Annotated in this window: 26 protein-coding genes; 5 read left to right on the top strand and 21 right to left on the bottom strand. The window is 35.2% G+C overall.

Annotation, left to right across the window (positions count from 1 at the left end):
- Positions 1 to 12 precede the first annotated feature (12 nt).
- Positions 13 to 1884 (top strand): DNA polymerase III subunit gamma/tau, encoded by a 1872-nt coding sequence (locus B2Z27_RS09900; protein WP_286813521.1) that lies wholly within the window; start codon positions 13 to 15, stop codon positions 1882 to 1884.
- On the opposite strand, the gene B2Z27_RS09895 is transcribed toward B2Z27_RS09900, so the two are convergent.
- Genes B2Z27_RS09895 through B2Z27_RS09865 form a run of 7 tightly spaced genes read right to left on the bottom strand, consistent with a single transcriptional unit; the run spans position 1879 to position 8639 of the window.
- Positions 1879 to 2226, bottom strand: coding sequence for a transmembrane 220 family protein (locus B2Z27_RS09895; protein WP_058105781.1), 348 nt, complete (start codon positions 2224 to 2226; stop codon positions 1879 to 1881). The genes B2Z27_RS09900 and B2Z27_RS09895 overlap by 6 nt on opposite strands.
- Before the next feature lie 6 nt (positions 2227 to 2232).
- The gene (locus B2Z27_RS09890) at positions 2233 to 3606 is read right to left on the bottom strand and encodes an alkaline phosphatase family protein (protein WP_286813520.1); all 1374 of its coding nucleotides are present in this window, start codon (positions 3604 to 3606) and stop codon (positions 2233 to 2235) included.
- A 1-nt stretch (position 3607) separates the two neighbouring features.
- The gene (gene eboE / locus B2Z27_RS09885; protein WP_286813519.1) at positions 3608 to 4801 is read right to left on the bottom strand and encodes a metabolite traffic protein EboE; all 1194 of its coding nucleotides are present in this window, start codon (positions 4799 to 4801) and stop codon (positions 3608 to 3610) included.
- Between the two features lie 5 nt (positions 4802 to 4806).
- Complete coding sequence (locus B2Z27_RS09880) at positions 4807 to 5967, bottom strand: 3-dehydroquinate synthase (RefSeq protein WP_286813518.1); 1161 nt, start codon at positions 5965 to 5967, stop codon at positions 4807 to 4809.
- Between the two features lie 7 nt (positions 5968 to 5974).
- On the bottom strand, positions 5975 to 6874 hold the full coding sequence (eboC, locus tag B2Z27_RS09875; protein ID WP_286813517.1) for a UbiA-like protein EboC: 900 nt from the start codon (positions 6872 to 6874) through the stop codon (positions 5975 to 5977).
- A 3-nt stretch (positions 6875 to 6877) separates the two neighbouring features.
- The gene (locus tag B2Z27_RS09870; protein ID WP_286813516.1) at positions 6878 to 7786 is read right to left on the bottom strand and encodes a TatD family hydrolase; all 909 of its coding nucleotides are present in this window, start codon (positions 7784 to 7786) and stop codon (positions 6878 to 6880) included.
- A gap of 1 nt (position 7787) precedes the next feature.
- Positions 7788 to 8639, bottom strand: a complete 852-nt coding sequence (locus B2Z27_RS09865) for an EboA domain-containing protein (RefSeq protein WP_286813515.1) — start codon at positions 8637 to 8639, stop codon at positions 7788 to 7790.
- 121 nt (positions 8640 to 8760) lie between these two features.
- Here B2Z27_RS09865 and B2Z27_RS09860 point away from each other — a divergent pair, with 121 nt between their 5' ends.
- The gene (locus tag B2Z27_RS09860; RefSeq protein ID WP_286813514.1) at positions 8761 to 9342 is read left to right on the top strand and encodes a tRNA-(ms[2]io[6]A)-hydroxylase; all 582 of its coding nucleotides are present in this window, start codon (positions 8761 to 8763) and stop codon (positions 9340 to 9342) included.
- Between the two features lie 8 nt (positions 9343 to 9350).
- Here B2Z27_RS09860 and B2Z27_RS09855 read toward each other — a convergent pair whose 3' ends face one another.
- The 12 genes from B2Z27_RS09855 to B2Z27_RS09800 form a co-directional block, all read right to left on the bottom strand.
- Complete coding sequence (locus tag B2Z27_RS09855; protein WP_210707772.1) at positions 9351 to 10241, bottom strand: Ppx/GppA phosphatase family protein; 891 nt, start codon at positions 10239 to 10241, stop codon at positions 9351 to 9353.
- Between the two features lie 12 nt (positions 10242 to 10253).
- Positions 10254 to 12320 (bottom strand): polyphosphate kinase 1, encoded by a 2067-nt coding sequence (gene ppk1 / locus B2Z27_RS09850; RefSeq protein WP_058105774.1) that lies wholly within the window; start codon positions 12318 to 12320, stop codon positions 10254 to 10256.
- On the bottom strand, positions 12317 to 12805 hold the full coding sequence (locus B2Z27_RS09845; protein WP_286813513.1) for a SixA phosphatase family protein: 489 nt from the start codon (positions 12803 to 12805) through the stop codon (positions 12317 to 12319). Before B2Z27_RS09845 ends, ppk1 begins: the two co-directional genes overlap by 4 nt.
- 10 nt (positions 12806 to 12815) lie before the next feature.
- Complete coding sequence (pdxH, locus tag B2Z27_RS09840; RefSeq protein ID WP_286813634.1) at positions 12816 to 13463, bottom strand: pyridoxamine 5'-phosphate oxidase; 648 nt, start codon at positions 13461 to 13463, stop codon at positions 12816 to 12818.
- A gap of 78 nt (positions 13464 to 13541) precedes the next feature.
- Positions 13542 to 14447 (bottom strand): ribonuclease Z, encoded by a 906-nt coding sequence (locus B2Z27_RS09835; protein ID WP_286813512.1) that lies wholly within the window; start codon positions 14445 to 14447, stop codon positions 13542 to 13544.
- A 42-nt stretch (positions 14448 to 14489) separates the two neighbouring features.
- Complete coding sequence (locus B2Z27_RS09830; protein WP_286813511.1) at positions 14490 to 14822, bottom strand: ribonuclease Z; 333 nt, start codon at positions 14820 to 14822, stop codon at positions 14490 to 14492.
- Between the two features lies 1 nt (position 14823).
- Positions 14824 to 15750, bottom strand: coding sequence for an aspartate carbamoyltransferase catalytic subunit (locus B2Z27_RS09825; protein WP_058105770.1), 927 nt, complete (start codon positions 15748 to 15750; stop codon positions 14824 to 14826).
- Positions 15751 to 15754: 4 nt separating this feature from the next.
- Positions 15755 to 16294, bottom strand: a complete 540-nt coding sequence (pyrR, locus tag B2Z27_RS09820; protein ID WP_058105769.1) for a bifunctional pyr operon transcriptional regulator/uracil phosphoribosyltransferase PyrR — start codon at positions 16292 to 16294, stop codon at positions 15755 to 15757.
- Positions 16295 to 16408: 114 nt separating this feature from the next.
- The gene (locus B2Z27_RS09815; RefSeq protein WP_058105768.1) at positions 16409 to 17137 is read right to left on the bottom strand and encodes a LytR/AlgR family response regulator transcription factor; all 729 of its coding nucleotides are present in this window, start codon (positions 17135 to 17137) and stop codon (positions 16409 to 16411) included.
- Positions 17134 to 18168, bottom strand: coding sequence for a sensor histidine kinase (locus tag B2Z27_RS09810; protein WP_058105767.1), 1035 nt, complete (start codon positions 18166 to 18168; stop codon positions 17134 to 17136). The genes B2Z27_RS09815 and B2Z27_RS09810 overlap by 4 nt, the downstream gene beginning before the upstream one ends.
- 6 nt (positions 18169 to 18174) lie before the next feature.
- Complete coding sequence (locus B2Z27_RS09805; RefSeq protein ID WP_286813510.1) at positions 18175 to 18516, bottom strand: DUF4907 domain-containing protein; 342 nt, start codon at positions 18514 to 18516, stop codon at positions 18175 to 18177.
- Positions 18517 to 18590: 74 nt separating this feature from the next.
- Positions 18591 to 19580: a Kelch repeat-containing protein gene (locus B2Z27_RS09800; protein ID WP_286813509.1), complete on the bottom strand. Its 990-nt coding sequence runs from the start codon at positions 19578 to 19580 to the stop codon at positions 18591 to 18593.
- A 241-nt stretch (positions 19581 to 19821) separates the two neighbouring features.
- Here B2Z27_RS09800 and B2Z27_RS09795 point away from each other — a divergent pair, with 241 nt between their 5' ends.
- On the top strand, positions 19822 to 21162 hold the full coding sequence (locus tag B2Z27_RS09795; protein ID WP_286813508.1) for a DUF4270 family protein: 1341 nt from the start codon (positions 19822 to 19824) through the stop codon (positions 21160 to 21162).
- A complete protein-coding gene (locus B2Z27_RS09790) occupies positions 21152 to 22402 on the top strand; it encodes an OmpP1/FadL family transporter (RefSeq protein ID WP_286813507.1) in 1251 nt (416 codons plus the stop codon). Before B2Z27_RS09795 ends, B2Z27_RS09790 begins: the two co-directional genes overlap by 11 nt.
- Before the next feature lie 448 nt (positions 22403 to 22850).
- Here the strand turns inward: B2Z27_RS09790 and rpsA are convergent, their stop codons facing one another.
- Complete coding sequence (rpsA, locus tag B2Z27_RS09785; RefSeq protein ID WP_058105762.1) at positions 22851 to 24686, bottom strand: 30S ribosomal protein S1; 1836 nt, start codon at positions 24684 to 24686, stop codon at positions 22851 to 22853.
- A gap of 265 nt (positions 24687 to 24951) precedes the next feature.
- Between rpsA and B2Z27_RS09780 the strand changes: the two genes are divergently transcribed.
- Entirely contained in the window at positions 24952 to 25332 is a 381-nt protein-coding gene (locus B2Z27_RS09780; protein ID WP_058105800.1) for a LysM peptidoglycan-binding domain-containing protein, read from the top strand.
- 49 nt (positions 25333 to 25381) lie between these two features.
- Here B2Z27_RS09780 and cmk read toward each other — a convergent pair whose 3' ends face one another.
- Complete coding sequence (cmk, locus tag B2Z27_RS09775; protein WP_286813506.1) at positions 25382 to 26077, bottom strand: (d)CMP kinase; 696 nt, start codon at positions 26075 to 26077, stop codon at positions 25382 to 25384.
- Positions 26078 to 26087: the final 10 nt, after the last annotated feature.

Here is a 26087-nt window from a genome sequence, read left to right as displayed (position 1 = left end):
GAGAGTAGCATTTTGGAACCTTTTATCGTATCGGCACGTAAGTATAGACCTCAAACATTTAAAGATGTTGTAGGTCAACAATCTATAACCAATACTTTACAAAATGCCATTGACCAAAATCATTTGGCACAAGCGCTTTTATTCTGTGGTCCTAGAGGTGTAGGTAAAACAACTTGCGCACGTATTTTGGCAAAGCAAATAAATTCTGATGGCACAGAACAGGAGAATGAAGATTTTGCTTTCAATATTTTTGAGTTGGATGCCGCTTCTAACAACTCTGTGGACGATATTAGAAATTTAATTGACCAAGTACGCATACCACCACAAGTTGGCAAGTACAAGGTTTATATCATTGATGAGGTGCATATGCTATCTCAATCTGCTTTTAATGCTTTTCTTAAAACATTAGAAGAACCGCCAAAGCATGCTATTTTTATACTAGCAACCACAGAAAAGCATAAAATTATACCTACTATTCTTTCTAGATGTCAAATATTCGATTTCAAAAGAATTACGGTTAAAGATGCCGCTGAATACTTAAAATATATAGCAGAAAATCAAGGAATAAATGCGGAAGATGATGCACTACATATTATAGCCCAAAAAGCTGATGGTGCCATGAGAGATGCCTTGTCCATTTTTGATAGAGTGGTTAGCTTTTCTGGATCTAATTTAACACGTAAAGCAGTTACAGAAAACTTGAACGTTTTAGATTATGATACTTATTTTGAAGCCACTGATCTAATATTGGAACATAAGATTCCAAATCTACTTTTGCTTTTTAATAAAACATTGTCTTTAGGTTTTGACGGACACCATTTTATATCTGGTTTAGCATCTCATTTTAGAGATTTGATGGTATGTCAACACCCAGACACCATTACTTTATTAGAGGTAGGCGAAGAAGCCCAACAATTATATAGAGAGCAAAGTAAGAGGACATCTCCTTCCTTTTTATTACAAGGGTTGAATATTGCAAATGATTGTGATTTAAAGTACAAAACAAGTAAAAATCAACGCCTTCTAGTTGAATTGACACTTATGAAACTTGCCTCTATCGATTTTGATGGAGAAAAAAAAAATCCTGAATCAGTAGCACTTCAAAATAAGACCATTGATTTTATTGCTCCTTCAGCATTTTACAAACAGATTCCAAAAGTTGCTAATTCTTCAAACCAGACTATAGAGAAACCTGTTGAGAATAATAATACCGAAACGGTAAGCACCAAAGCAGAACCGGCAAAAGATAGTATTTCTTCTGAAACAAAAATAGCGTCTACTACTGATCACACTAGGACAGAAGAAACTAATGTAGTTTCAAACCCACAAGTTAAATTAGAAGAAAAGAAACCGGAGCCACTTAATACTCCGGAAACCAACGATATAAGGGATGATAAGAAAATTAAAATCAATCGTCCCACCAAAAGGGTATCAGGTCTTTCAATTAAAAGTCTAAACGCCAAAAAACAGCACGAACTCAACAGAATTGAAGTCGTTATCGACGAAAAAAATCTACCAAGAGAAAATTTTACCGAAGAAGATTTACGCAAGCATTGGGCTGATTTTATAGAAATTATAGATAAAAAAGGGCAGAAAATTTTAGCATCAAACTTACACACCGATGTCCCAAAACTTAAGGAAGATTTTAAAATTCATATTGAGCTTCCTAACAGTACAATGAAAAAGGAGATTGAGCGCGAACAGTTTGAGCTAATGGAATATTTACGTGCCAAATTAAACAATCACTTCGTACACTTAGACATTACGGTGAATGAAACAACGGCAAAGAAATTTGCATTTACTCCTGAAGAAAAATACGAAAAACTAAGAGAGAAAAACCCTGTGATCGATTTATTGAGACAAGAGTTCGATTTAGATCTATAGCGTTCTCTTTATTCTAAAAGCGAATACTAAAAGAACCACCGAAATTATCAATAACCCAAAAGCTTCCCTTCCCAATTCAACTGTTTTAATATCTCCATCATTTAAATCAAAACCTTGAAAATCTGACGGATACAAATAAACAAAACCTATAAAAGCAAATACACCCAATACCAGCGGCACAACAAATTTCACTTTTTTCAATGCAAATAACAACGACACTAAGGCCGCTATACCATACACGATAATCCAATGTAAAGAATCTGGATCATTGTACTGTAACACTGCGCCTATCGCAAATAAAATTGCAAATACAAATCCTAATGTTTTAAATAATACATTCATCTAAATTCAGTTTAATAGGTGATCTTCAATAAGATCACGTACCTGTATTGCACTAATAGTTTGATCCTTCTTACCAAAGCTATGATTACTTATAAAAATTGGATAGTCTTCAACGTCTTCTGTTATACGACCATGAGAACCCTTTATTAAAGTGGCATCTATTGGTATAATATCCATTACCGTTCTAAAGCCCATTTTTTTCTTTATGAGCTTTCCAACAACTTTTGCCATTACCAACTTATCTTTTGGATTGGTCATCATTTCAACAGGGTCATACCCCGGTTTTTTATGAATATCTACCATTCTGGCATAGTCAGGTGCCTTGGCATCATCCAACCAAAAATAATAAGTAAACCATGAGTCTTTATCTGCTACTACTACAATATCACCACAGCGGTCGTGATCAATATAGTAGTCCTTTAAATCTTCACCATATAACACTTTCTCTACACCTTCAACTGCTTTTATCAATGTAGCTACCTTATCAATATCCTTGTCATTTTTACAATACACATGGGCAATTTGATGGTCTGCAACAGCAAAAGCATCACTTTGACCAGCATCTAAAAGCTCCAGTCCACGCTCCTCACGTATAGCTATATATCCTTCTTTTCTTAATATTCTATTGAGATGAATTGGCTTGTTTACATTTGTAATTCCATACTCGGAAAGAAGTATTACCCTGGCATCTAAAGACTCATAATGTTGTACCAATTGTTTTACTACAGCATCTATTTCATTTAAATCTTTAGAAATTATTTTAAAATCAAGACCATAACGTTGTAAATTGTAATCTAAATGGGGTAAATAAATCAATGTTAGATCAGGATTATGTTTCTTATCCGTCAACAAAGCTGCATTTGCAATCCATTTAGATGAGTTGATGGTAGTTTTTGGTCCCCAAAATTCAAAAAGCGGAAATGTCCCTAATGTACTTTGCATTTCATCCCTTAATTCAGCAGGATAAGAATATACATCTGGAATTTTTCTGCCATCTGCCAAATAATTAGGTCTTGGTGTAAGACTAAAATCCACGTTGCTATACATATTGTACCACCAAAAATGGTTGGCACAGGTAAAATTGGGATATTTTTCTTTGAGATCGTCCCATATTTTTGGTTGTTCTACCAGTTTGTTAGACTGTCTCCAAAACTTTACTTCACACTCATCTTTAAAATACCAACCATTACCAACTATACCATGTTCAGATGGCCATTTACCGGTTACATAGGTAGATTGAACAGCACATGTAACGGCAGGTAGCACAGGCTCTATGTATGATGCCTGCCCTCTCACTAAAAATGATTTTATAAACGGTGTATGTTCACCTATCAATCGTTTTGTTAACCCAACTACATTAATGACAACCGTTTTCTTCATATTACATGTGTGATTTAAGCCACTCTAGTTCTCGTATTATTGACACTGATAAATCCTGTTTTAAATCTGTTGGGAGTACATCCCATGTATAAGTCTCTACCTCTAAATGCTCTGAAATTGGGTCTTCTTTAATATATGCTATTGTTTTTAGAATATGATCTTGTGTAGAAAACAGTTCACCATATTTTTCCAAGAATATAGGCACGTGATAATGGGCCCTTAGTTCTTCATGATTCCTATCCCCTTCCAATACCAAGGGCAAATCACTATAAGTCTTAACCTCTCCGTCTAATTTTTCGGTTACCTGATGTAAATAGGTAGGCTCATTAAATTGTGAAAGCTCTTCCCAAATTCGTTCATCATTGGTACCGTTAAAAATGATTTTTAACGCTGCACTTACTTGAATTTTACCAACTTTTATACTATTTGCCTTGAACTTGGCAAACGTATCGGTAGGTTCTTCATAAGCCAATGAAAAATGGCAAACATCATAACAAACCGTAATATATTTTTTAATTAAAGATTCTGCCTCATCTGCATTTAAACCTAATTCCTGCTTAAAATAAGCTCTACCTATAGGAACCAAGTAATCCGCATAAAACAACAAAACCTCATCGCTATTTTCTAGCAAACCATCTGGTTCAGGTTCAATATCCAAATGCAAATAGTTTCCTGTAGCTTGTTCAATTTTAAACAATTGCTTGGCAACTTCAAGCATATTCTTAGCACCGGCTTCAAATGCATTTTTTGTTTCCAAAAGGGTCTTATGCCAGTATTTATAGGTGATTGGAGATGTTGAAATTCCGCCGTTCAATCCCGCGGGAATTAATTCTGAAAGTTGACGAAACAATCTTTTGGTATAATTTAAACGGTCATCTGTAGTCCAGTCTGGCGCATGTACCAAATCTTTTACACGCTCGTCATGAAAATTTCCATAAGGAAAACCATTCATGGTAAACACGTACAAATCATTATCATTTAACCACTTTTTAAAGTCGGTCAAATTACTGCCCATGTCAAGCTCTTCGCTGGCTTTATTTGATAGGCGCAGTCCTAAACCAAAAGCTTGATTCTTTGAAACTTCATTTTTTATACCAAGCACATGACGCTTAATACTTTCAAAAGTATTTTTCCAATCTTGCCCAGGGTGAATATTTGTACAATATGTTAGGTGAAGGTTTTTTTTCAGTTGCATTGCATTTAATTTAATGCGAATTGATGATTAAGTTTAGTAATGGCCTTGGACATTAACTCCATATCAATAGTATGTACGTCGTGCTTTACGCCCAAATCAGAAATAAGGGTTATTGTCAATTGCCCCCCTAAATGCTCTCTAAACTCTTCTATACCGTTTAATAACTGCTCAATTTTATCATCGTTCTGCACCGGGAGTGATAAATCAAAACCAATAGCGATCATTACATCCAAAATGTGCTGCAAATCCTCTTCAGAAATCAATCCAACTAACTGCGCATAGGTAACATCTAATGCGATGCCTTTGGCTACAGCTTCACCATGTCGCAACTCATAATTGGTCATGAATTCCATTTTATGTGCAGCCCAATGTCCAAAATCCAGAGGTCTAGACGATCCAGATTCAAATGGGTCTCCACCTTGTGCAATATGATGCATGTGCATTTCGGCACATTTGTAAATAACATACTGCATAGCCTCCATTTCCCTATTTTTTAATGCAACCGCATTATCGGCAATATATTTAAAAAAGGTTTTATCCTTGATCAATGCCACTTTAATGGCTTCGGAAATTCCGGAAATCCAATCGCGCTGTTCTAAGGTTTCAAGAAAATCACTGTCGTTAATAATGGCGAACGGCGGTGCAAATGTTCCTAGAAAATTTTTTTTCTTAAATGCATTTACACTGTTCTTTACCCCTACTGCAGAATCGTTTTGTGATAATACCGTTGTAGGTATTCTTATCAATTTAACGCCTCTATGTGCTATAGCTGCCGCATAACCGACCATATCAATTACAGCACCACCACCAATGACCACCACAAAAGAATGACGACAAATTTTATTATCGTTTACCCCTTTTAACACTGATTCAATAGCTGTATCACTATTCTTTACTTGTTCTCCCCCTGGCAACACTAAAGTGTCGGTATATTTTATAGTTTGCCGGTGTGCTTTACAATAATCTTCAATTTGAGGTATTAAAGAGGGATGATGATGTTTAACTCCGTCATCTAAAACAAACAATAGTTTTACAGGTTCAAAATCTTTATAGTCCGCAATTAAGTTTACGAACATTTGATTTTCTAAAGCAAATAGTCCAGAAGTAAAATATAATTGATAATCATACTGTACTTGAAAAGACTGTTTTATAGGTTGTAATTGCATACGTATTTTATGTTACTGCAAATAATTTTGACAAAAGCATGGATAATGGTAATAATAATAAAACGGCCAATGCCAAATACCAATTAGAAAAACCGGCCACCCAGCAAGCGTTCATCACAATTAGTGACAATACACCACCCATTACAGCTTTCTTAATGTTTTTAGGTGAATTTACTTTATACGCTTTAATTAAAGGCGAATAAATTAAAAACCCAAACATTAATATAAACGGTAATAGCACCAAGAGATTGTCTTTCTGTTGCATTACAATTAACGTAATGGATAGAATAACTATTGCGTATAAGATACCTGCCCAAACAATATGTTTTTTATTATCTCCGTGAACCTCTCCTCTACTGATCAATGTGATGGCAAAAATATAGACAACAGGAACCAATGAAATGTACCAATGTGTTAGGCTTCCAAGAATAGACATACCCATTAAAAGATTTAATCCACGGCAAATTCCCATATTTAAGGGACCAGCAAAACCAAATTGTTTAAAGTAGCCATCATATGTTAAAATAGCTACGGTTAAAGCAATAGATATTAAACCTGATAATACAGTAGTCTTAAATGCCAATGTTATACCGATCAGCATGAGAATTGTACCAAAATAAATAGCTTCTTTTTTGGGTACAAGTCCACTTGGAATTGCCCGCTCCGGTCTTTCGACCGCATCTAGATCTGCATCGAAAACATCGTTAAAAACCACTCCACCTGCATATAAGGCAATTGATGAGAAAACCAAAGAAAGTACATTGCCGCAATGCCCACTCATAAAATTAACCACTACTATATCCTTAAGATATAATATAATGGCAATACCTGCCAATATATCCGCTGCGGCAGTTGGCAAATTCGCAGGTCTTGCCAAACCAGCAAAACCCATTAACTTTTCTCTCATTTGTTAAATGATTTGATCTTCGTCAATACGAGGTTTTTGCCCCCTAAGAACACTATTATCATTAAAAAGTTGCGATTGATTAATACTATCTGGCTGCAACCAATGCGCTTCTTTCATTTTATCATTTTTACTAAAAGCATCTAATGCATTTTGATAGCAGGTTTTTCTAACATCCTCCATAGACACACCTCTTTTTAGCATTAAAGATGCTGTTTTTGGCACTGCTAAAGGGTCACTTACACCCCAATCTGCCGAACTATCCACTATAATATTATTACTACCATATTTCTTAACAACTTCTACCATACGCTCGTTGCCCATTTTTGTTTTGGGATAGATGGTAAAAGCAGCAATGAAACCACGGTCAAGAACCTCTTTTACCGTTTCTTCATTGTTATGATCAATTATTACATTGGCAGGATCTAAACCATGCTCCAAACATACCTCCATACTCTTTATGGTTCCTGCTTTTTTATCTCGGTGAGGCGTATGTACCTGTACGGTCATATTAAGTTCTTTAGCCATATCTAGCTGCATTCTAAAAAACTTATCCTCTGCAGGTGTTTGATCGTCATATCCAATTTCACCAATAGCGACCACATTTTCTTTATGTAAGTACAACGGTAACAATTCTATTACCTGTTCTGCCAAAGCCTCATTATTTGCTTCTTTTGAATTTAAACCGATAGTGCAATAATGTTTTATACCAAATTGACTGGCCCTAAAAGGCTCCCAACCCACCAAACTACTAAAATAATCCTGAAAAGAACCTACTTGGGTTCTTGGTTGACCCAACCAAAAGGATGGTTCTATTATTGCTACAACTCCCGCTGCTGCCATTGCTTCATAATCATCTGTTGTTCTTGACGTCATGTGTACATGCGGGTCAATGATCATCATTTTATCTTCCATTCTATTGTTGTTTTATCGTGTTCCAAGTTGTATGCCCATCGGCAATTTTATGTTTTAGCTCTGGCTTACCATTCAATAGCGCAAGGACCTTTTCGTTTTCCGAATAATAACAGCAAAGAGCTCCGGCTAAATTTTCTATTACATCATCACTGTTTAGTAATGTCTTCATATCACCCAAAAGCTGCTCATTTAAAAATTTTGAAACAGGTCTCCAGAACAATGGATCTATTTTTCTACCTGCAGCCCATCTTTCATGTGCATAATCGGATATTATTCTAGCTAAATCCTCATTAGCTCTTTCATCAATGGATGCTATTTGCGAGAGGTCTCTTTCCATAAAAGCCGCCTTCAAAAACATTTGATTCCATTGTTGATCATTAAAATATTCTGCCGGATACGGATTGTTCAATGAAATAGCATCGAAAATCGTTGCAATATTAGTTCTTAACGCTTCTACAGCTGTCTGTTTATATGCCTCTGGATTGGGCAGGAAAACTAAATACTTTAAGAAGGTTTCCAATTCACCGGTATCTGCCACTTGTATAATATTGGCAACCTTTGGTGTATAATATTCAATATCTTGACTTAATACCTCTGCTAAAAAATAAATACGCGACACCTGTAGCAAAGTTGCCTTGTGCCCACTTAAATAGCGCGAACTCGTTGTATCCAATGCATCAAATGATATTACGTTTGCAGCATCAAATTTTACATTTAACAGACTATAGGTCATAAATAAATCTTTAGAAGATTTATTTTCTTTTAAACTTTCAATTTTACCTTTTAGCCAAGCGACACTATCTGGCGCCCCGTATGTGTTCAGTATATTTTGAATATCTATTGGATTATGCATTTTTGTTGTTTGGATGGTCTCTACATCAAAAATAATTATTATTCATCAGGAAGCGGTCTAGGTTTTTGATTAAAATTCGTTAGGTCTTTAAATTCTTTCTAATTTTGAAAAAAAGAGAACTATGTTAGGCTTAAAACTACCTACCGATCCAAGATGGGTAAACATTGTTGAGAAGAATATTGATGAAATATTGACAGATCATGCGTATTGTGAGCAAAAAGCCGCAAGTACAGCAATATCACTCATTGTATCTTTCCCTGAATATACTGAACTTGTTGAGGAAATGATAGCCTTGTCTAGAGAGGAAATGGGTCATTTTAAAATGGTACACGACCTTATCTTAAAGCGAGGAAATGTGCTGGGCAGGGATCGTAAAGATGAATATGTTATAGAACTTATTAAATATTTCCCAAAGGGCGGTAGTAGAACTACCCAATTGGTACACAGATTATTATATGCAGCTTTAATTGAGGCGCGTAGTTGCGAACGTTTTAGATTATTATCCGAAGAACTGGAAGACAAAAAACTAGCCGAATTTTATCACAAGTTAATGATTAGTGAAGCGGGGCATTACACCATGTTCCTAAAGTTTGCTCGTAAATATGGAGATCTTGAAGAGGTGAACAAAAAATGGAACAGTCTTTTAGAATATGAAGCCCAGATCATGAAAGACCTAGGCAAAAAAGAAAGCATTCACGGATAGAACGCGGCTTATTTAGTTTCTGAATAATACAAATCTTTTATAATACCATCTGAAAGTCCAATTTTGGGAACATGAATTTTCTTTGCCCCGCTCCATTTTGCGGCCGAGAGAAAAATTTTGGTTGCGGGAATTATAACATCTGCCCTATCTGGATTCAATCCTAGCTCAGACACCCTATCATCATAACTTAGACTGTCTAAAAAATGATATTGCGCGTTCAACCAAATGTAAGAAAGTGGCTCACCTTCTTTTCTACCTGATAGTTTATGCAACTTATTAATGTTGCCACCAGACCCTATAATCGATAATTTTGGTTTATCCTTTAAAATTGTTTTGATCCACTCCTCTAGTTTATTCCAAGTTTCCGGTTTAACCATATTATTTAAAAGTCTTACCGTACCCAGCTTAAACGACTTGCTCACTTGAATTTTACCATTAGAAAACAAGGTAAACTCCGTACTACCACCACCAACGTCTATATACAAATAGCATTGATCATCTTTAATCAAGTTTTTTAAGTCTGTAGAAGCTATAATAGCAGCTTCTTGTTTACCGTCTATTAAATCTATTTTGACCCCAGATTCCTTTACAATCTTCTCAATTATCTCGTTACCGTTATTGGCTTCCCTCATTGCAGATGTAGCACATGCACGGTACCTTTCAACACCCGACACTTCCATTAAAAGTTTAAAAGCTTTCATGGTCTTTATTAAACGGGCTTCATTTTGTTCAGAAACTTCACCAACGGTAAAAGAATCTTCGCCTAGCCTTACAGGTACCCTTACCAATGCACTTTTTCTAAATTGAGTCTTTTTACCCTTATCCTCAATAACATTGTGTGTTAGCAATCTAATAGCATTGGAGCCTATATCAATTGCCGCAAATTTTCTTACTTTCAAAAAATACTTTTTTTAAGATTCCTGTTTTTTAGCATAATAGTCGTACGTAGCAAACTGAGATCTTATTTTAGGTATGGAAGATTTACGGTATGCATTGTCTTGTTTTTCATTAAACACACGAGCTTTCATATTGTCTCTCCAACAGATATCGAACGTATCCATCAATTCCTTTTTTATATCCTCATCATAAATTGGGCAACCAACTTCAACTCTATAATCAAGGTTTCTAGTCATCCAATCTGCAGATGATATATACATTTTAGTATCGCCACCATTTGCAAAAGCAAAGAAACGAGTATGCTCTAAAAACTTATCTATAACACTTATAGCTTCTATGTTTTCACTCATACCCTCAACCCCTGGTATTAAGCAACATATACCTCTTATGATCAACTGGATCTTTACCCCCGCTCTACTAGCCTCATACAGTTTATCTACCATTTTGTAAGAGGTAAAACTGTTCATCTTTATTTTGATAAAAGCCACTTTGCCTTGCTTGGCATTTGCTATCTCATTATCAATTAATTTCATAAACGCATTTTTGGTATAATGCGGAGATACTATAAGATGTTTATACTTGTTGATCTTGTAGGTAGTCTCAAAAAAGTCAAAGACTTTATTCAACTCTTTTAGTATAGAATCATCTGCCGTAAATAGAGTAAAATCAGTATAAATTCTTGCGGTAGATTCATTAAAGTTACCTGTACTCACAAAACCGTATCGCTTTAAAGCTGCATTTTCTTCGCGCTCAATTAAACATATTTTACTATGAACCTTTAGCCCTGGAACACCAAATATTAATTTAACCCCTTCAGACTGTAACTGCTCTGCGTATTCAATATTTGCCTGCTCATCAAAACGTGCCTGAAGCTCAATTTGAACGGTTACTTGTTTACCATTTTTAACCGCGTTGATCAAACTTGCAGCAATTTGTGAGTTACTTGCCAGTCTATAAACCGTAATCTTTATGGAACGTACTTTTGGATCAAGTGCAGCTTCACGTAAAAATTTTAATACATAGGTAAACGTATGGTAGGGTGTGTACTGCAAATAATCTTTTTTGGCTATACTCTCTAAAATACTACCTTCTACACTAAGCCCCTTTACCGGTAACGGAACTATCTTATCATATAAAAGATCTTTTCTTCCCAAGCTTGGAAAACCCATATAATCTCTACGATTATGGTATCTACCACCTGGTATTACACTATCCGTATCTTCTATGTTCATCTTTTCCTTTAGAAAAGTCAAGGTGTCCCTGCCAATACTCTTATCGTATACAAAGCGTACGGGATCACTTATTTTTCTATGCTCTACACTAGATGAAATTTTTTCAATAAAACTTTTACTAAGGTCGTTGTCAATATCAAGTTCGGCATCTCTTGTTATCTTGATCATATGAGCAGAAATAGATTCATACTCGAACATGGTAAATATATTTCCAAGACAGTACCTAATTAAATCATCTAGTATTATGATATAACTTTTATCTCCTTCATCTGGCAATACAATAAAGCGATCAATTCCTTTGGGTATTTCAATTAAGGCATATCTTTTCTCTTTTCTACTATCATCACTCTTAATGACCATTTTTACAGCCAAATACGCTGCAGTGTCTTTCAGGGTAGGAAAACGTGTTAAATCATTTAAAATGATAGTCATTAATTGCGGACTAACTTCCTTTAAGAAATAGGCCTTCACGAAATCCTTTTGATTATCGTTTAATTCCGTTTCCTTGATAATGAATATATTCTCCCCTTCCAACTCATGTTCAATTCTTCTAAGAATTGATAAACTTTTTGTTTGTTGTTCAATTACGATATTCGTAATCTCCTCTAGAAGATCTTTTGCCTTTTCTCCCCCAAGTACACTTTTGCCGGTTTTACCAGCTTCTACAATACGCTTAACCGTTGCATAACGCACCTTGAAAAACTCATCTAAATTATTTGAGAAAATACCTAAAAACCGTAATCTTTCAATTAATGGCACATTCTTATCTGCACTTTCTTGTAGCACACGCTCGTTGAACCATAACCAACTTATTTCTCTATTTACGTACTGGTTGTTGTTTTTTATCATGCTTTTAATTGCTTCGGAAATATGGTTTGTATTGTTGAGCCCTGAGTGATAGCGGCCCATGAATTTTCTTTAAACTGTAATTGAACAAAACCGCTGGTGGGCACATTATCTATATGTTTATCTCCCAACGAATTTGCTAAATAGGTAAAGGCATGATTATGCCCAAAAATGAGAACATTTTCAAAAGTATCCTCTAATTGTTTTATAAACTCAAAAACCTGATCACCTGAGAAGTCGTACAAATTTGAATCTATACCACAATTATTTAAAGGATGGCCAATAATTCTAAGACAAATCATACAAGTGTGAAATGCCCTGTTTGCGGGGCTAGTATATACTTTATCTATTTTAATATCTTGTCTGGCAATTTCCATAGCAACCAAATGGGCATCATTAACCCCTCTTTGCAAAAGTGCCCTATCTTGATCACTAACATTTAGCTCCCAAGAAGACTTACCGTGGCGCATTAAAAATAGATTCTTCATGTTAACATATTTAAGGAGCCAATCGTTCCATTTTCCAATCAAATTCACTGGTAAGGGTGTACCTAATTCGATCATGCAGTCTATTAGGTCTGCCTTGCCAAAACTCTATAGATAAAGGTTTTACCAAATAGCCACCCCAATGCTTAGGCCTTTCTATTTCTTTACCGTTATATTCTTTTTCCAACTTAGCCAATTTATCTTCCAATACGGCTCTGGAATCAATTACAGTACTTTGATCCGATACCAATGCCCCTAATTTACTTCCTTCAGGTCTTGACTCAAAATAACCATCAGAAAGATTTTCGGGCAATTTTTCGGCAACACCTTTTATGATTACTTGGCGTTCTAAGTTTGCCCAAAAAAAGGATAGACAGAGATTTGGGTTTTCACCAATAGCTTTTCCCTTTTCGCTATTGTAGTTCGTATAAAAGATAAAACCCTCATGAGTATATTTCTTAAGAAGTACTACCCTGCTTTTAGGAAAACCATCTAAACCTACCGTAGAAACCGTCATAGCATTGGGTTCATCTACCCCATCGGAATTTTCTACCTCATAAAACCATGTTTGAAATAGCTGTATTGGATTATCAGATATACTGTCTTCTACCAACGCACTTTTCTCATAGGATTTTCTATAATCACCTAAATCTTTCTGCATCATTTTCGTGTTAAAAACAAGATAAACAAAGTTCTAAAAAGAAAGGAAAATAAACGTTATAAAAACGTATTAAAAGGTTTAAAAATCGAATGTTTTTCCGTCGTCAGCAAGAAGCACATTATTGAAGATAGTTGAAGCTTCTTCTTTAAACAATGCTATTGATTTATAACGGGTAGAGTAATGACCTAACACTAAGGTTTTTACATTAGCTTTTTTTGCTACCATTGCGGCTTGTTTAGCGGTAGCATGCTTGGTTTTCACGGCAAGATCGGTCTCTGTTTCCAAAAATGTAGATTCATGATATAAAACATCTACATTTTTAATCTTTTCAGCCAAACTTTCATCATAAACGGTGTCACTACAAAATGCATAAGATTTTGGCTCAGGCGGATCAAAGGTTAATTCACTATTGGGTACAATAGTGCCACTATCCAAAGTTATATTCTTTCCGTTTTTTATATTGTTATAGTAAGCTTTGTCAATCCCATACTTTTCTGCCGCAGTAACATTCAGCTTTCTCTTGCCTAATTTTTCCCTGAACAAGTAGCCATTTGTATATACCCTATGATCTAATGGTATGGTAGTTACACTTATCTTTTCATCTTCAAAGATAAGCTCCTGTTCCTTACTGGTAAGTTCATGAAATAACAATGGGTAGTTTGTCCAAGAATCTCCCAATTTCAAAAGCAATGTAATAGCCTCTTTAATTCCTTTGGGGCCGTATACATGAAGTGCTTTCTCCCTACCCAATAATCTCATGGTAGAAATAAAACCTGGGAGTCCAAAAAAATGATCTCCATGTAGGTGAGAAATGAAAATATGGTTTATTCTTGAGAACTTTATTTTATGCCTTCTAAGCTCTACCTGGGTTCCCTCACCACAATCAATTAATACAACTTGATTATTAATTTCTAAAACTTGTGACGTAGGATTCGTAAGCGTTCTTGGTGTTGCCGCATAACAACCCAATACAGTAAGGCGCATAAAATAAGTACTTAAGTATTCTTATCTGTGCTTTGCGTATTGTTATATACCCAAATCACGTTCTATTTCTTCCATTTCAACAACATCTCTAGCTTCTTGAAGGGTTGGCACAAGATTAATTTCTTCAGGAACATCATCGTAAGACACTTTATCCGATACCAAAACGAACGACTGTCCGTTCTTTTTATGCATTCTTGCTATTTCTAAAAATGAGATAACATTATAAGGTGTCAACTTTGAGAAACTTAACAAGTCTAACACCAAATTATCGTTTTTTAATTTTGCATATTCTTTCTGCAAATTATCTAAAAAACGCTCAATTGAAATTTCTTCTTGAGATACAATAATCAACGATTCTTCTTTGGTGAAAATCATATTATTTTATTTTAGATGCCAATAAATAAATTACCGCCATACGAATGGCAACTCCGTTTTCTACCTGATTCAATATTATAGATTGCTTGGAGTCTGCCACATCACTTGTAATTTCTACACCTCTGTTTATAGGACCTGGGTGCATTATTACAATTTCCTTATCCAAGCTATCAAGCAATTTTTTATTCACCCCAAATTGTTGGGTATACTCTCGTGTGGTCGGGAAATAACTTATATCCAATCTTTCGTTTTGTATGCGCAACATGTTAGCTACATCGCACCACTCCAACGCTTTTCTTAAATTGGTTTCTACACCGACCCCTAAAGATTCTATGTACTTAGGAAGCAATGTTTTAGGACCACACACCTTAACATTTGCTCCTTGTAATTTTAACGCAAAAATATTTGAAAGAGCTACCCTTGAATGAAGAATATCACCAACGATCACTACATTTTTACCTGCAACGTCTCCTAATTTTTCACGTATGGAGTAAGAATCCAACAATGCTTGTGTTGGATGCTCATGTGCGCCATCGCCAGCATTTACGATTGATGCATTTACGTGTTTGGATAAAAATATGCCCGCACCAGGGTTAGGATGCCTCATCACCACCATATCTACTTTCATAGATAGAATGTTATTTACCGTATCTATTAAGGTTTCACCCTTTTTAACCGAAGACTGACTTGCGGAAAAATTAAGCACGTCTGCAGATAAACGCTTTTCCGCCAATTCAAAAGACAGTTTAGTCCTAGTACTGTTCTCAAAAAATATATTGGCAATGGTAATATCTCTAAGCGAAGGCACTTTTTTAATAGACCGGTTGATCACCTCTTTAAAATGATCGGCAGTTTCAAAAATAAGCTGAATATCGGTTTCCTTTAGGTATTTAATTCCCAGTAAGTGTTTAACACTCAGTTCGCTCATTTTCTTATCTATTTACTAAGTATATTATATCTTCCCCGTCATTTTCTTCCCACATCACCTTTACCTTCTCATCATTTATGGCATCTACCTGGCGACCTCTGTAATTGGGTTGTATAGGCAAATGTCTGCTGAATCTGCGATCTATTAAACATAACAACTCTACATCTTTTGGCCTGCCAAAAGATTGCAAAGCAGTTAAAGCCGCATTTATACTTCTACCAGTGTACAGCACATCATCAATTAAAACAACGTTCTTGTCCTCTACCAAGAAATCTATTTTTGTTTTTGTGGCCTCTAGGGTCTTTTCCCCTCTTCTAAAATCATCACGATAAAAAGTAATATCCAAAAACCCCAAGTCTATCTTCTTTACTTTATACTCCTCCTTTAAAATTTTATTCAAGCGTTCAGCAAGAAATTTCCCCCTTGGTTGAATTCCAATTAAAACTGTATTTTCAAAATTTAAATGATTCTCAAGCAATTGGCAAGCCAATCTGTGCAGGATGATATGTATTTCTTTGGAAGAGAGTAAAACTTTTTGACTCATAATGGGCACCCGTGCTTTTAGCTTAACAAAAATAGATAATTCTATCTAAACTTTGACAGCCAAAATAAGGAAGTAAAATCAAAAAAAATAAATTTAGGTCAATGAACGTGAAATCTATAAGCCCAAGATAGAAAAGAAGGCTTCTTTATGGCTTTCACCAATAGGTATGCGCATGTCATTAATAACTATTCTGTTACGCTGTACCGTTTTAATGTAATTTACATTGACCACATAGGATTTATGCACCCTAAGAAATTGATTTGCAGGTAACTTACTCATAATCTCCTTAAAGCTCATTAACGTTAAAATGGTTTTATTGGTGTTGGCAATGTGAATTTTCAAATAATCTTTTAAACCTTGTACATATTCAATTTGGTCCAAATCTATTTTTATACTTTCATATTCCGCCTTCACAAAAATGAACTTTTTTTCTACTGTACTATCACCGGTAGATGAGAAAACGTTTGCTTCCATAATTGGCTTTTGTTTTTTTGAAATTAAATCTTGTACTCTTGATACTGATTTTATAAAACGATGATAAGGTATAGGTTTCACCAAATAATCTACTGCATTCAACTCAAACCCGTCTACCGCATAATGTGAATAAGCTGTGGTAAATATGAACAACGGTCTGTTATCTAAAGTGCCCATAAAATCTATACCGTTTATTTGGGGCATTTCTATATCACAAAAGATCAAATCTATTTTCTTTTCCTTGATTTCGGTAATAGCATCGAGCGGATTGGTATATGAGTTCACTAACTCTATAAAGTCTAGCTTTTCACAATAGCCCGTTAGTATTTCAATCGCCAAAGGCTCATCATCTATAATTATACATTTCATAAGCTTGATTGTTTTTGGTAAATGGTCAAAGAAACTTCATAATCTTGGCCGTCATTACTAACCTCTAGGTTGTGCAGGCCTGGATATATCAATTCTAACTGATTTCTAATATTCTCAAGTCCGATACCCGAGTTCTTGGTGGGTTCTCTAAAAATTCCAATTTTATTCTTAACGTTTAAATAGATAGAGGCATCTGTAATTATCAATGAAATTTTCACATAGGTTTTACCCTTGTAATCCGTACCGTATTTAAAGGCATTTTCTATAAACGAGATAAATAGCAAAGGCGGTACCGCACGCCCTCTATCTTCCCCCGTAATCTTTAAGGATACATTTTCACTATCAGATAGTCTTAATCGCTGTAACTGTATATAACTTTTTATATAATCCAGTTCTTTATTTAAAGGCACCAAGTCTTTATCTGCCTCATAGATCATATATCTCATAAGTTCCGATAAATCAACTATTGCCTCTGAGGTGTCGGGAGATTTTTTTACAGATAAGGCATAAATGGTATTAAGCGAATTGAACAAAAAATGTGGATTTAATTGCGCCTTTAAAAATTGTAGCTCAGACTTAATATTTTCCTTTTCAACCGATAAACGTAAATTCTCATTACGTTTCCACTCCACATACATTCTTAAAATAGCACTGATCACATAAGGTATTCCAAGATTTACGAACGTTCTATAAAACGGCATAAAACCAAGACCTCTTGGTCTTTCTTGTTGAATAAAGAAATTATCAGGTATTCTTGGCGGAAAAAAATGATTGAGCAAATACACCGAAAAAATCAAAAGTCCCAGTGAAAGAAATAAATAAAAGAGCACTGTCTTTTTCAGTAAATACTCTGGTACTAAGTAAAAATAATTGAAATAGAATAGTACTATAATTACAATGAGCTTTGGAAACACATCTGAAGGAATAGGTCTTGCATCATTTAGTACAGGATAAAATGTGAGTCCATAAAACAGAATCCAAATGCTGATATGGACAACTATCTGAATTCTATTATTAATTATCGATCTCATATATTATCAATGACCTACTTGGGTTGAAATATTCAATTTCGCCAGATCTGCCGGTAATAAAATTGGCGATTTCCCCTCTTCTAATTTAGATAGTACCAAATTTGCCGTTTTCTGAGCTTCTTCTTTAGAAACAAATTGTTGCTTACCTGGAAGACCGGGAACGAACTCTTGTACGATCACTATCTTTTCTCCTCTCAAAATCTTATAACCAAATCCATCATCCAGACTTACTATTTGACTTTCAAATATTTGGTTTTGGCTGGGCTCAGATTGAATATACATAACAATGCCAAAGCCAAGTACCAAAAATAGCACAATAGCAAGCGAGTATTTTACAGTAGAACTCATAAATAAATGTTTAAAAATGGGCCAACCTTCACAGATTGACCCAAAAAATTAACAATTGCACTCACTATGAAAAATTAATCTTCGTCATCGTACTCATCCAATGGAAAAAATTCATCTAAATCATCTAGGTATAATGTTCCAGTTCTACCCATTCCTATAAATACTCGACTTCCATTTGAAAAAGCAATGGCATCTTGCCTTGTAGCTCCTTCAAAAGATGTTTTTTGTTCCCATTCATCTGAAGCTGGATCGTACTCCCAAACTGTATTGGTAGCACCACCTAATTCTCCGGTTGCTATATAACCGTATCCGTTTAACGTAAATCCAACGGCATTACTTCTTGCAATAGCATAATCATCTTCTTCATCAAGGTCTAACTTTGAGGTCCAACTTTCAGTAGCAGGATCAAATACCCAAAAATCATCTAAGTATACCCCGTTGGACACTCCAGTGCCTAAATACACCAAACCATCTATAGTAAAAGTGGTGGCAGATCTTCTTTTATTTCCTCCAAAACCTACTAATTCAGTCCAAGTATCGGTTGCAGGGTTATACTTATAGAAATCCTTTCTATCATTTTCGCCATCATACCCTGTACCCACATAACCATAGCCGTTAATTCCAAAACCTACAGCACTTCTTCTTGCTGTTGGTAAAGAGGCAATTTCTGTCCATGTATTAGAGGCAGTATCATAGCTATAAAAATCCGTCAATTCATCTACACCATCATACCCAGAACCTATATAACCAGTACCGTCAATCTCAAAACCTACGGCTGCATTTCTAGCAGCTCCAGGAAAATCCGCTTTTTGAGACCAGTAGTCACCTTCAATATCGTATGCCCAAAAAGAAGCCAAATAATCGTCTCCATCATAACCAACACCCATATACCCAATATTATCTATTGTAAAACCAGATACACTACTTCTTGGGCTACCATCAAATACAGATTTATCTACCCAGTTACCTAAATCCTCTTCATCATCACTTGAACAACTTGTAACTACCATGGCCAAAAGCGCCAACCCGGTAATTTTGTATACATACGATTTTCTTTTATTCATTACTTTTTTGTTTTAAGGTTCTTTCTTTGAAAAATCAAATCTACTAGAGACCCCAGGCTTCTAAAAAACACAATAGATTAAGATTGATTTTTAACATACCAATCCTAGGTTTTCATCTACGAACACAAACATTTCATTAATAGTTTAAATAATAGATTTCATCCCTTAACATTACGGATTCGTCTATTCAGGTTTTTACAACCGCATTGGGTATTTAGCTTTGATGAAAACTTAATTTTAAATGAAGGTGTTCTTAAACAAACTACGTGCACTCCACATCATAATGATCGGTGGTTTATTTACAATAGTCGTTATCTCTTGCAGTGATGACATATATAATGATACCGATTTTGTAGCCGGTGAAACATTTACCGATAGTAACATTCGCCTCATATTGATCGATACATTAACGGTGAGTACCTCTACCATGAAATTCGATAGTTTAGCTACTTCTGAATCTACAAGAATTCTTACAGGAAAATATTCAGATGCTGTTTTTGGTACCGTTAGGGCATCTAGCTACATGCAGTTTTTACCAGAGACCTATACCATAGATTCTGAGGCGGTATTTGATAGTTTGGTAATGGTCTTGGGCTATGATAATTACTACTACAATGACACGCTACAGAAAAACACCATTCACATTAAAAAAATTATAGAAAACCTGAATCCCGAAAGTGATGATTACTTCTACAATACTAGTAAAATCAGCTATGATGAAGATGATCTGGGTTTCTACGAATACAACCCAAGACCTTTGGCAGGAGACTCTATAACCATAAAAATGATAGACGATTTTGGTAAGGATATATTCTCCAAACTACAGGAGAAAGACATTGTAAATTCTGATGAATATAGGGATTACTTTAAAGGCATAGCGCTATTACCTGACGAAACCGACAATGGCTCAATCATCGGTTTTTCAAAATCTTCCGAGAATACTTACATGCGCTTATATTACAGTACAGAAACCGAATATGAATCTGAACAGGAATATTTTGATATTCAAATAAACGCAACAACCACACCAATTCCTTTCTTTAATAGCATAACCGCAGAAGACCCTATTACACCGCTACAGGGCTTAACAGATAGCAAGGTCAACTTAGAAAGTTCCGATTCTAACAACGAAAGTTACATTCAATCTGGTATAGGAATAGCCATGAGGGTACAATTTCCAAGTATTACGAGTCTTTACGACATACCTGGCAGTGGCACCATATTGGACGGCACCCTTAAAATAAAACCAGTTGCTCAATCTTATAACGACAATCTAAAACTAAGAGACACCCTTGCGGTATATGTCGTTGACCAAAACAATGATTTGACCGAAACCCTGTCCTCTACTTCCTATGCTATTTTAAACAGGGACAATCAAGAATTTAATGACATCTATTATGAAATATCCTTGTCTTATTATTTAGAAGAGCTTTACCTAAAGGACAGGGATATTGATGATGCTTTAATCTTACTTCCTGTTGATTATAATTCTACTGTAGATCGATTTATTATGAGCGGAAACGGTAATGGGGAAAACGAAACAATTTTAGAATTAACATACGGTATTTACGATGAAGATTAACCAAATTATAGTGGTCACCATAGGAGCTTTTCTTGGCATACAGCAAATTTCAGCACAATCAGAAGCATTAACCAGTTCTCCTTATTCCTTATACGGACTAGGTGTTATTAACCAAACCAGTATTGGAAAGTTCAATAGTTTAGGCTATAGCGGTATTGGTATTAAATCGACTTACGAGTTGAATAACTTAAACCCTGCCAATTACGCCTTAATACCCCAAAACTCTTTCCTGTATGATATTGGGGTTACCGGAGAATTTAATAATTACAGCAATACATCGGACAATGAAGAAAAATCAAATGTCAATTTTTCCAATATCGCCTTTGGTTTTAGAATTGCAGAAAATTTTGGTGCAGGCATAACCATGGTACCTTATAGTGATGTTGGATATTCCCTACTTGGCGTAAGTAGCAACATTGAAGGGTCTACAAATTCATTTGAAAGTAACGTAAACGGTTTGGGCGGTCTAAATGATATTAAACTTAATATTGGTTATGCCTTAATTCCTAAGCTTAGGTTAGGTTTAAGTGCTTCATTCCTATTCGGTAACATTGAAGAGACGGAATCTTTTACTTACAATGCAACTGCTTTTGAATCTATAGAAAAAACAAATTATAGTGGTGCAAGACTTGGTTTTGGGCTGCAATATGATGTTAACGAAAAAATTACGATAGGTAGCACTGTACAATTACCTACAAGTTTAAACGGCAATTTAAAAAGGTCTGTCAACAAGTCGTTATCCGGTATTGAAATTACTGTAGAGGACGAGAGTTCAGATACCGTATCAGACTTTAAATTACCCCTTGAGTTGGGATTTGGTATGAGCATTAAACCTATTGAAGAGCTGACATTTAGCGCAGATTACAAAAAGAATTTTTGGACCAACACCGATCAATCTGAAAATATAGGTAGTTATGAAGACCAAGACATCTATGCTTTTGGACTAGAATATATTCAAGACCCAACCAGCTATAAATATGGTCAAAGAATAGCATATAGATTAGGTTATAATTATGACAATGGATATTTAGCCATTAGTGATGAAAAAGTTGAGGGCTACAATTTTACAGCAGGTATTGGTATACCAACAAGTAGAGGAACCCATTCTATGATCAACCTTTCATATAGCTATGGATCTAAAGGTCTATTGCAAAACGTTCTGGTAAAGGAGAACTATCACCTACTTACCTTGAACTTAAGCCTTGAAGATATCTGGTTCGTGAAGAAAAAGGTGTATTAATTTTTTTGCCAACCTGACCTTGTTCTGCGCAAACACAATTACATAAAAAGTCTAATTACATAACAATCTCCACTAGTATTTCATTTATGTTTGAACCCTAATAGGAACCGACTGAATGAAAACTAATAAAGCCTAGATGAAAATCTGGGCTTTTACTATTTACCCTATTAACAAGACATTAAAATATATTCATTTCTTCAACATATCCATATTGTTTACTTATTTCAGAAATTAAAATTCTAAACTTAAAATAGTAAAACCTATTTGCTTTGCTGATAGCCTTTTGATTATCATCTATTCCAAAGGCAAAACAAAATCAATTAGAATGACGTGTAGTTCCGTTGCGACTTACCTTTAAGAAACAACAAACAATCATAAATACAAAAAGCCCGGATTATGCATCCGGGCTTTTATAAACTATCCTATTTAAGGATGTATGCTAATGAAATTACTTCTTCTTAGAATCAGCTTCCATTTTGTCTTTCAACGCTTGTAACGCATCGTTAGCATCACCTAAAGTTGGCTTAGCCTCATCTGCACTAGCTGCTTGTCTTTTGACAGCCGCCTTAACATTACGTTGCTCTTCTTCACGGAAAATTGCAGTATGACTAGCTACAACACGTTTGAAGTCTTTGTTGAACTCAATAATCTTGAATTCAGCTTCATCGCCTTTACCTAGTTTTTTACCATCTTCTTTTTCTAAATGACGTTGAGGAATAAATGCAGTAATATCATCGTTAAATTCAATTGTTGCACCTTTATCAACTACATCAGAAATGGTTGCTGTATGAACTGTACCCAATGCGAATTCAGTTTCATATTTATCCCATGGGTTTTCAGTAGTCTGCTTGTGACCTAAGCTCAACTTACGACCTTCAACATCTAATTCCAATACTTCAACTTCTAAAGTATCACCTACGTTAGTAAACTCAGATGGATGCTTGATTTTCTTAGTCCAAGAAAGATCAGAGATGTAAATTAAACCGTCTATACCTTCTTCTAGCTCAACAAAAACACCAAAGTTTGTAAAGTTTCTTACAATACCTTTATGTTTAGAACCTACAGGGTATTTGGTAGTAATATCAGTCCAAGGATCTGGAGTCAATTGCTTGATACCAAGAGACATTTTACGATCTTCACGATCCAATGTCAATACAACTGCTTCTACCTCATCACCTACATTTACGAAATCCTGTGCAGAACGCAAGTGCGTAGACCAAGACATTTCAGATACGTGGATAAGACCTTCAACACCTTCAACAACTTCAATGAATGCGCCGTAATCAGCGATAACAACTACTTTACCTTTTACTTTATCACCAATCTTAATTTCATCGGATAAAGCTTCCCATGGGTGCTTCTCCAATTGCTTAAGACCTAATTGAATTCTAGATTTGTTTTCATCAAAATCAAGAATTACAACATTTAATTTCTGATCCAATTCAACAACCTCGTTCGGGTGGTTGATTCTGCTCCAAGAAAGGTCAGTAATGTGAACTAAACCATCAACACCACCTAGATCAATGAACACACCGTAAGAAGTAATGTTTTTAACAACACCTTCTAATACTTGTCCTTTTTCTAATTGGCTAATGATTTCTTTCTTCTGCTCTTCAATATCAGCTTCAATAAGTGCTTTATGAGAAACAACAACGTTTTTAAATTCGTGATTGATCTTTACAACCTTGAATTCCATTGTTTTGTTTACATACTGGTCATAGTCACGAATTGGCTTAACGTCAATTTGAGAACCTGGTAAGAAAGCCTCTATACCAAATACGTCAACGATCATACCACCTTTAGTTCTGCACTTCACAAAACCACTAACGATTTCTTCTTTGTCATGAGCCGCATTTACACGGTCCCAAGCCATAATAGTTCTCGCTTTTCTGTGAGATAAAACCAACTGACCACTTTTATCCTCACGAATATCGATCAATACCTCTACTTTGTCACCTACTTTTAAACCTGGGTTGTAACGAAATTCGTTTAACGAAATTACACCTTCAGATTTTGCGTTGATATCAATGATAGCCTCTCTATCAGTAATATAAACTACTTTCCCTTCTACTACTTCCTCATCGGCAGTATCAACGAAATTTTCAGCTACTAAATCTTCAAATTCCTTCAACTTTGAGTCATCTACACGCTCAATTCCTTGCTCGTATTTTTCCCAGTTAAAGTTCTCTAAAAATTCTTGTGGATCTTGCTGTGGAGTCTCTACAGCTTGTTGTGTTGCTTCGGTAGTAGCTTCTACCTCTGCGTTTGTTTTTTCTTCAGCCATTTGCTGATCAATAATTTGTATTCCATAATCTTATCAAGATTTAAGCAACGACTATGAAAGTAGTTATATCTTTTTGTTTATCTAATCCCTTTTTCTCTTGAATGCCTTGCAAAAAAGGTGTGCAAAAATAAGCATTTTATTTAAATTAGACAACACAACTTATTATATACCATTCAATTAAAGAATATGGCATGATTTTGGAATGAAATATCTTAAATATGCTTATCTTAGAAGCATTATAATAACCATTAAAAAAAGTAAAAATATGAGCGTTAAAGCGAAATATCAAGGGGTTTTGGACCTAGGTGAACAATTAGGTATCAAAGACGGTAACGTAACTGTTGAAGGAGATGTTCTAAAAATAAAAGGACAAGCAAAAACTCCTTATGAAAAGGATTTGATCTGGGATAAAATTAAAGCATTGGGCGGTGAAAGCCCTTCTGATATTAAAGCGAACATTACAGTAGAAGATGATTCTGTTTATCACAGACACGTGGTAAAAAGCGGTGAGTCTTTAAGTAAAATAGCTAAAGAATATTACGGTGACCCAATGAAATATAAAGCTATTTTTGAAGCGAATACCAACATCTTAAAAAATCCGGATGTAATTCATCCTGATCAAGTATTGGTTATTCCAAACAAATAATACATATACTACATAATAAAAAAGAGGTTAGCAAAACTAACCTCTTTTTTTATACTTGTTTTTCTATAACCCGAAGCGAATGTTCGTAAATTCTTTGAAACTGATCTTCCAGTCCTAAGTCACTATTATCGAACTCAATTGAATCATCAGCTTTTCTTAAAGGAGATATCTCTCTATTACTGTCAATATAATCTCGTTTTTGAACATTTTCCAAAATATCTTCATAGACGACATTCTCTCCCCTATCCAATAACTCTTTATACCTTCTTACAGCTCTCTTTTCAGGTGAAGCGGTCATAAATATTTTAAGTTCCGCATCTGGAAACACCACTGTACCAATATCCCTGCCATCCATAACAATACCTTTATCAACACCCATTGCTTGTTGCAAGGCTACTAATTTTTTACGAACTGCCTCTAAAACGGCTACTTGGCTAACGTTCTTGGAAACCGGCATAGTCCTTATTTCCTTTTCTACATTTTCTCCGTTCAAATACATTTCCGCAAAACCCAATTCAGAATTGAATACAAACTTCAATTCAACATCACCTAATTTTTGCTCTAACGTATCTTCATCAACATTGCCGGCATTTACCAAACCTGCCCTCATAGCAAACAAGGTAACCGCGCGGTACATGGCACCCGTATCTACATAAATATATTGCAGCTTTTTAGCTAATTGTTTTGCTAAAGTACTTTTACCCGTTGAGGAAAATCCGTCTATTGCAATGGTGATTTTTTTCATCCTATCAAAA

Origin of the sequence: Maribacter sp. UBA3344 (genome assembly GCF_002362375.1) — a bacterium.
GTDB classification, from domain to species: Bacteria; Bacteroidota; Bacteroidia; order Flavobacteriales; family Flavobacteriaceae; genus Maribacter; species Maribacter dokdonensis.
Note: the sequence above shows the minus strand (reverse complement) of the source record. Positions and strands in the feature narration are given on the sequence as shown.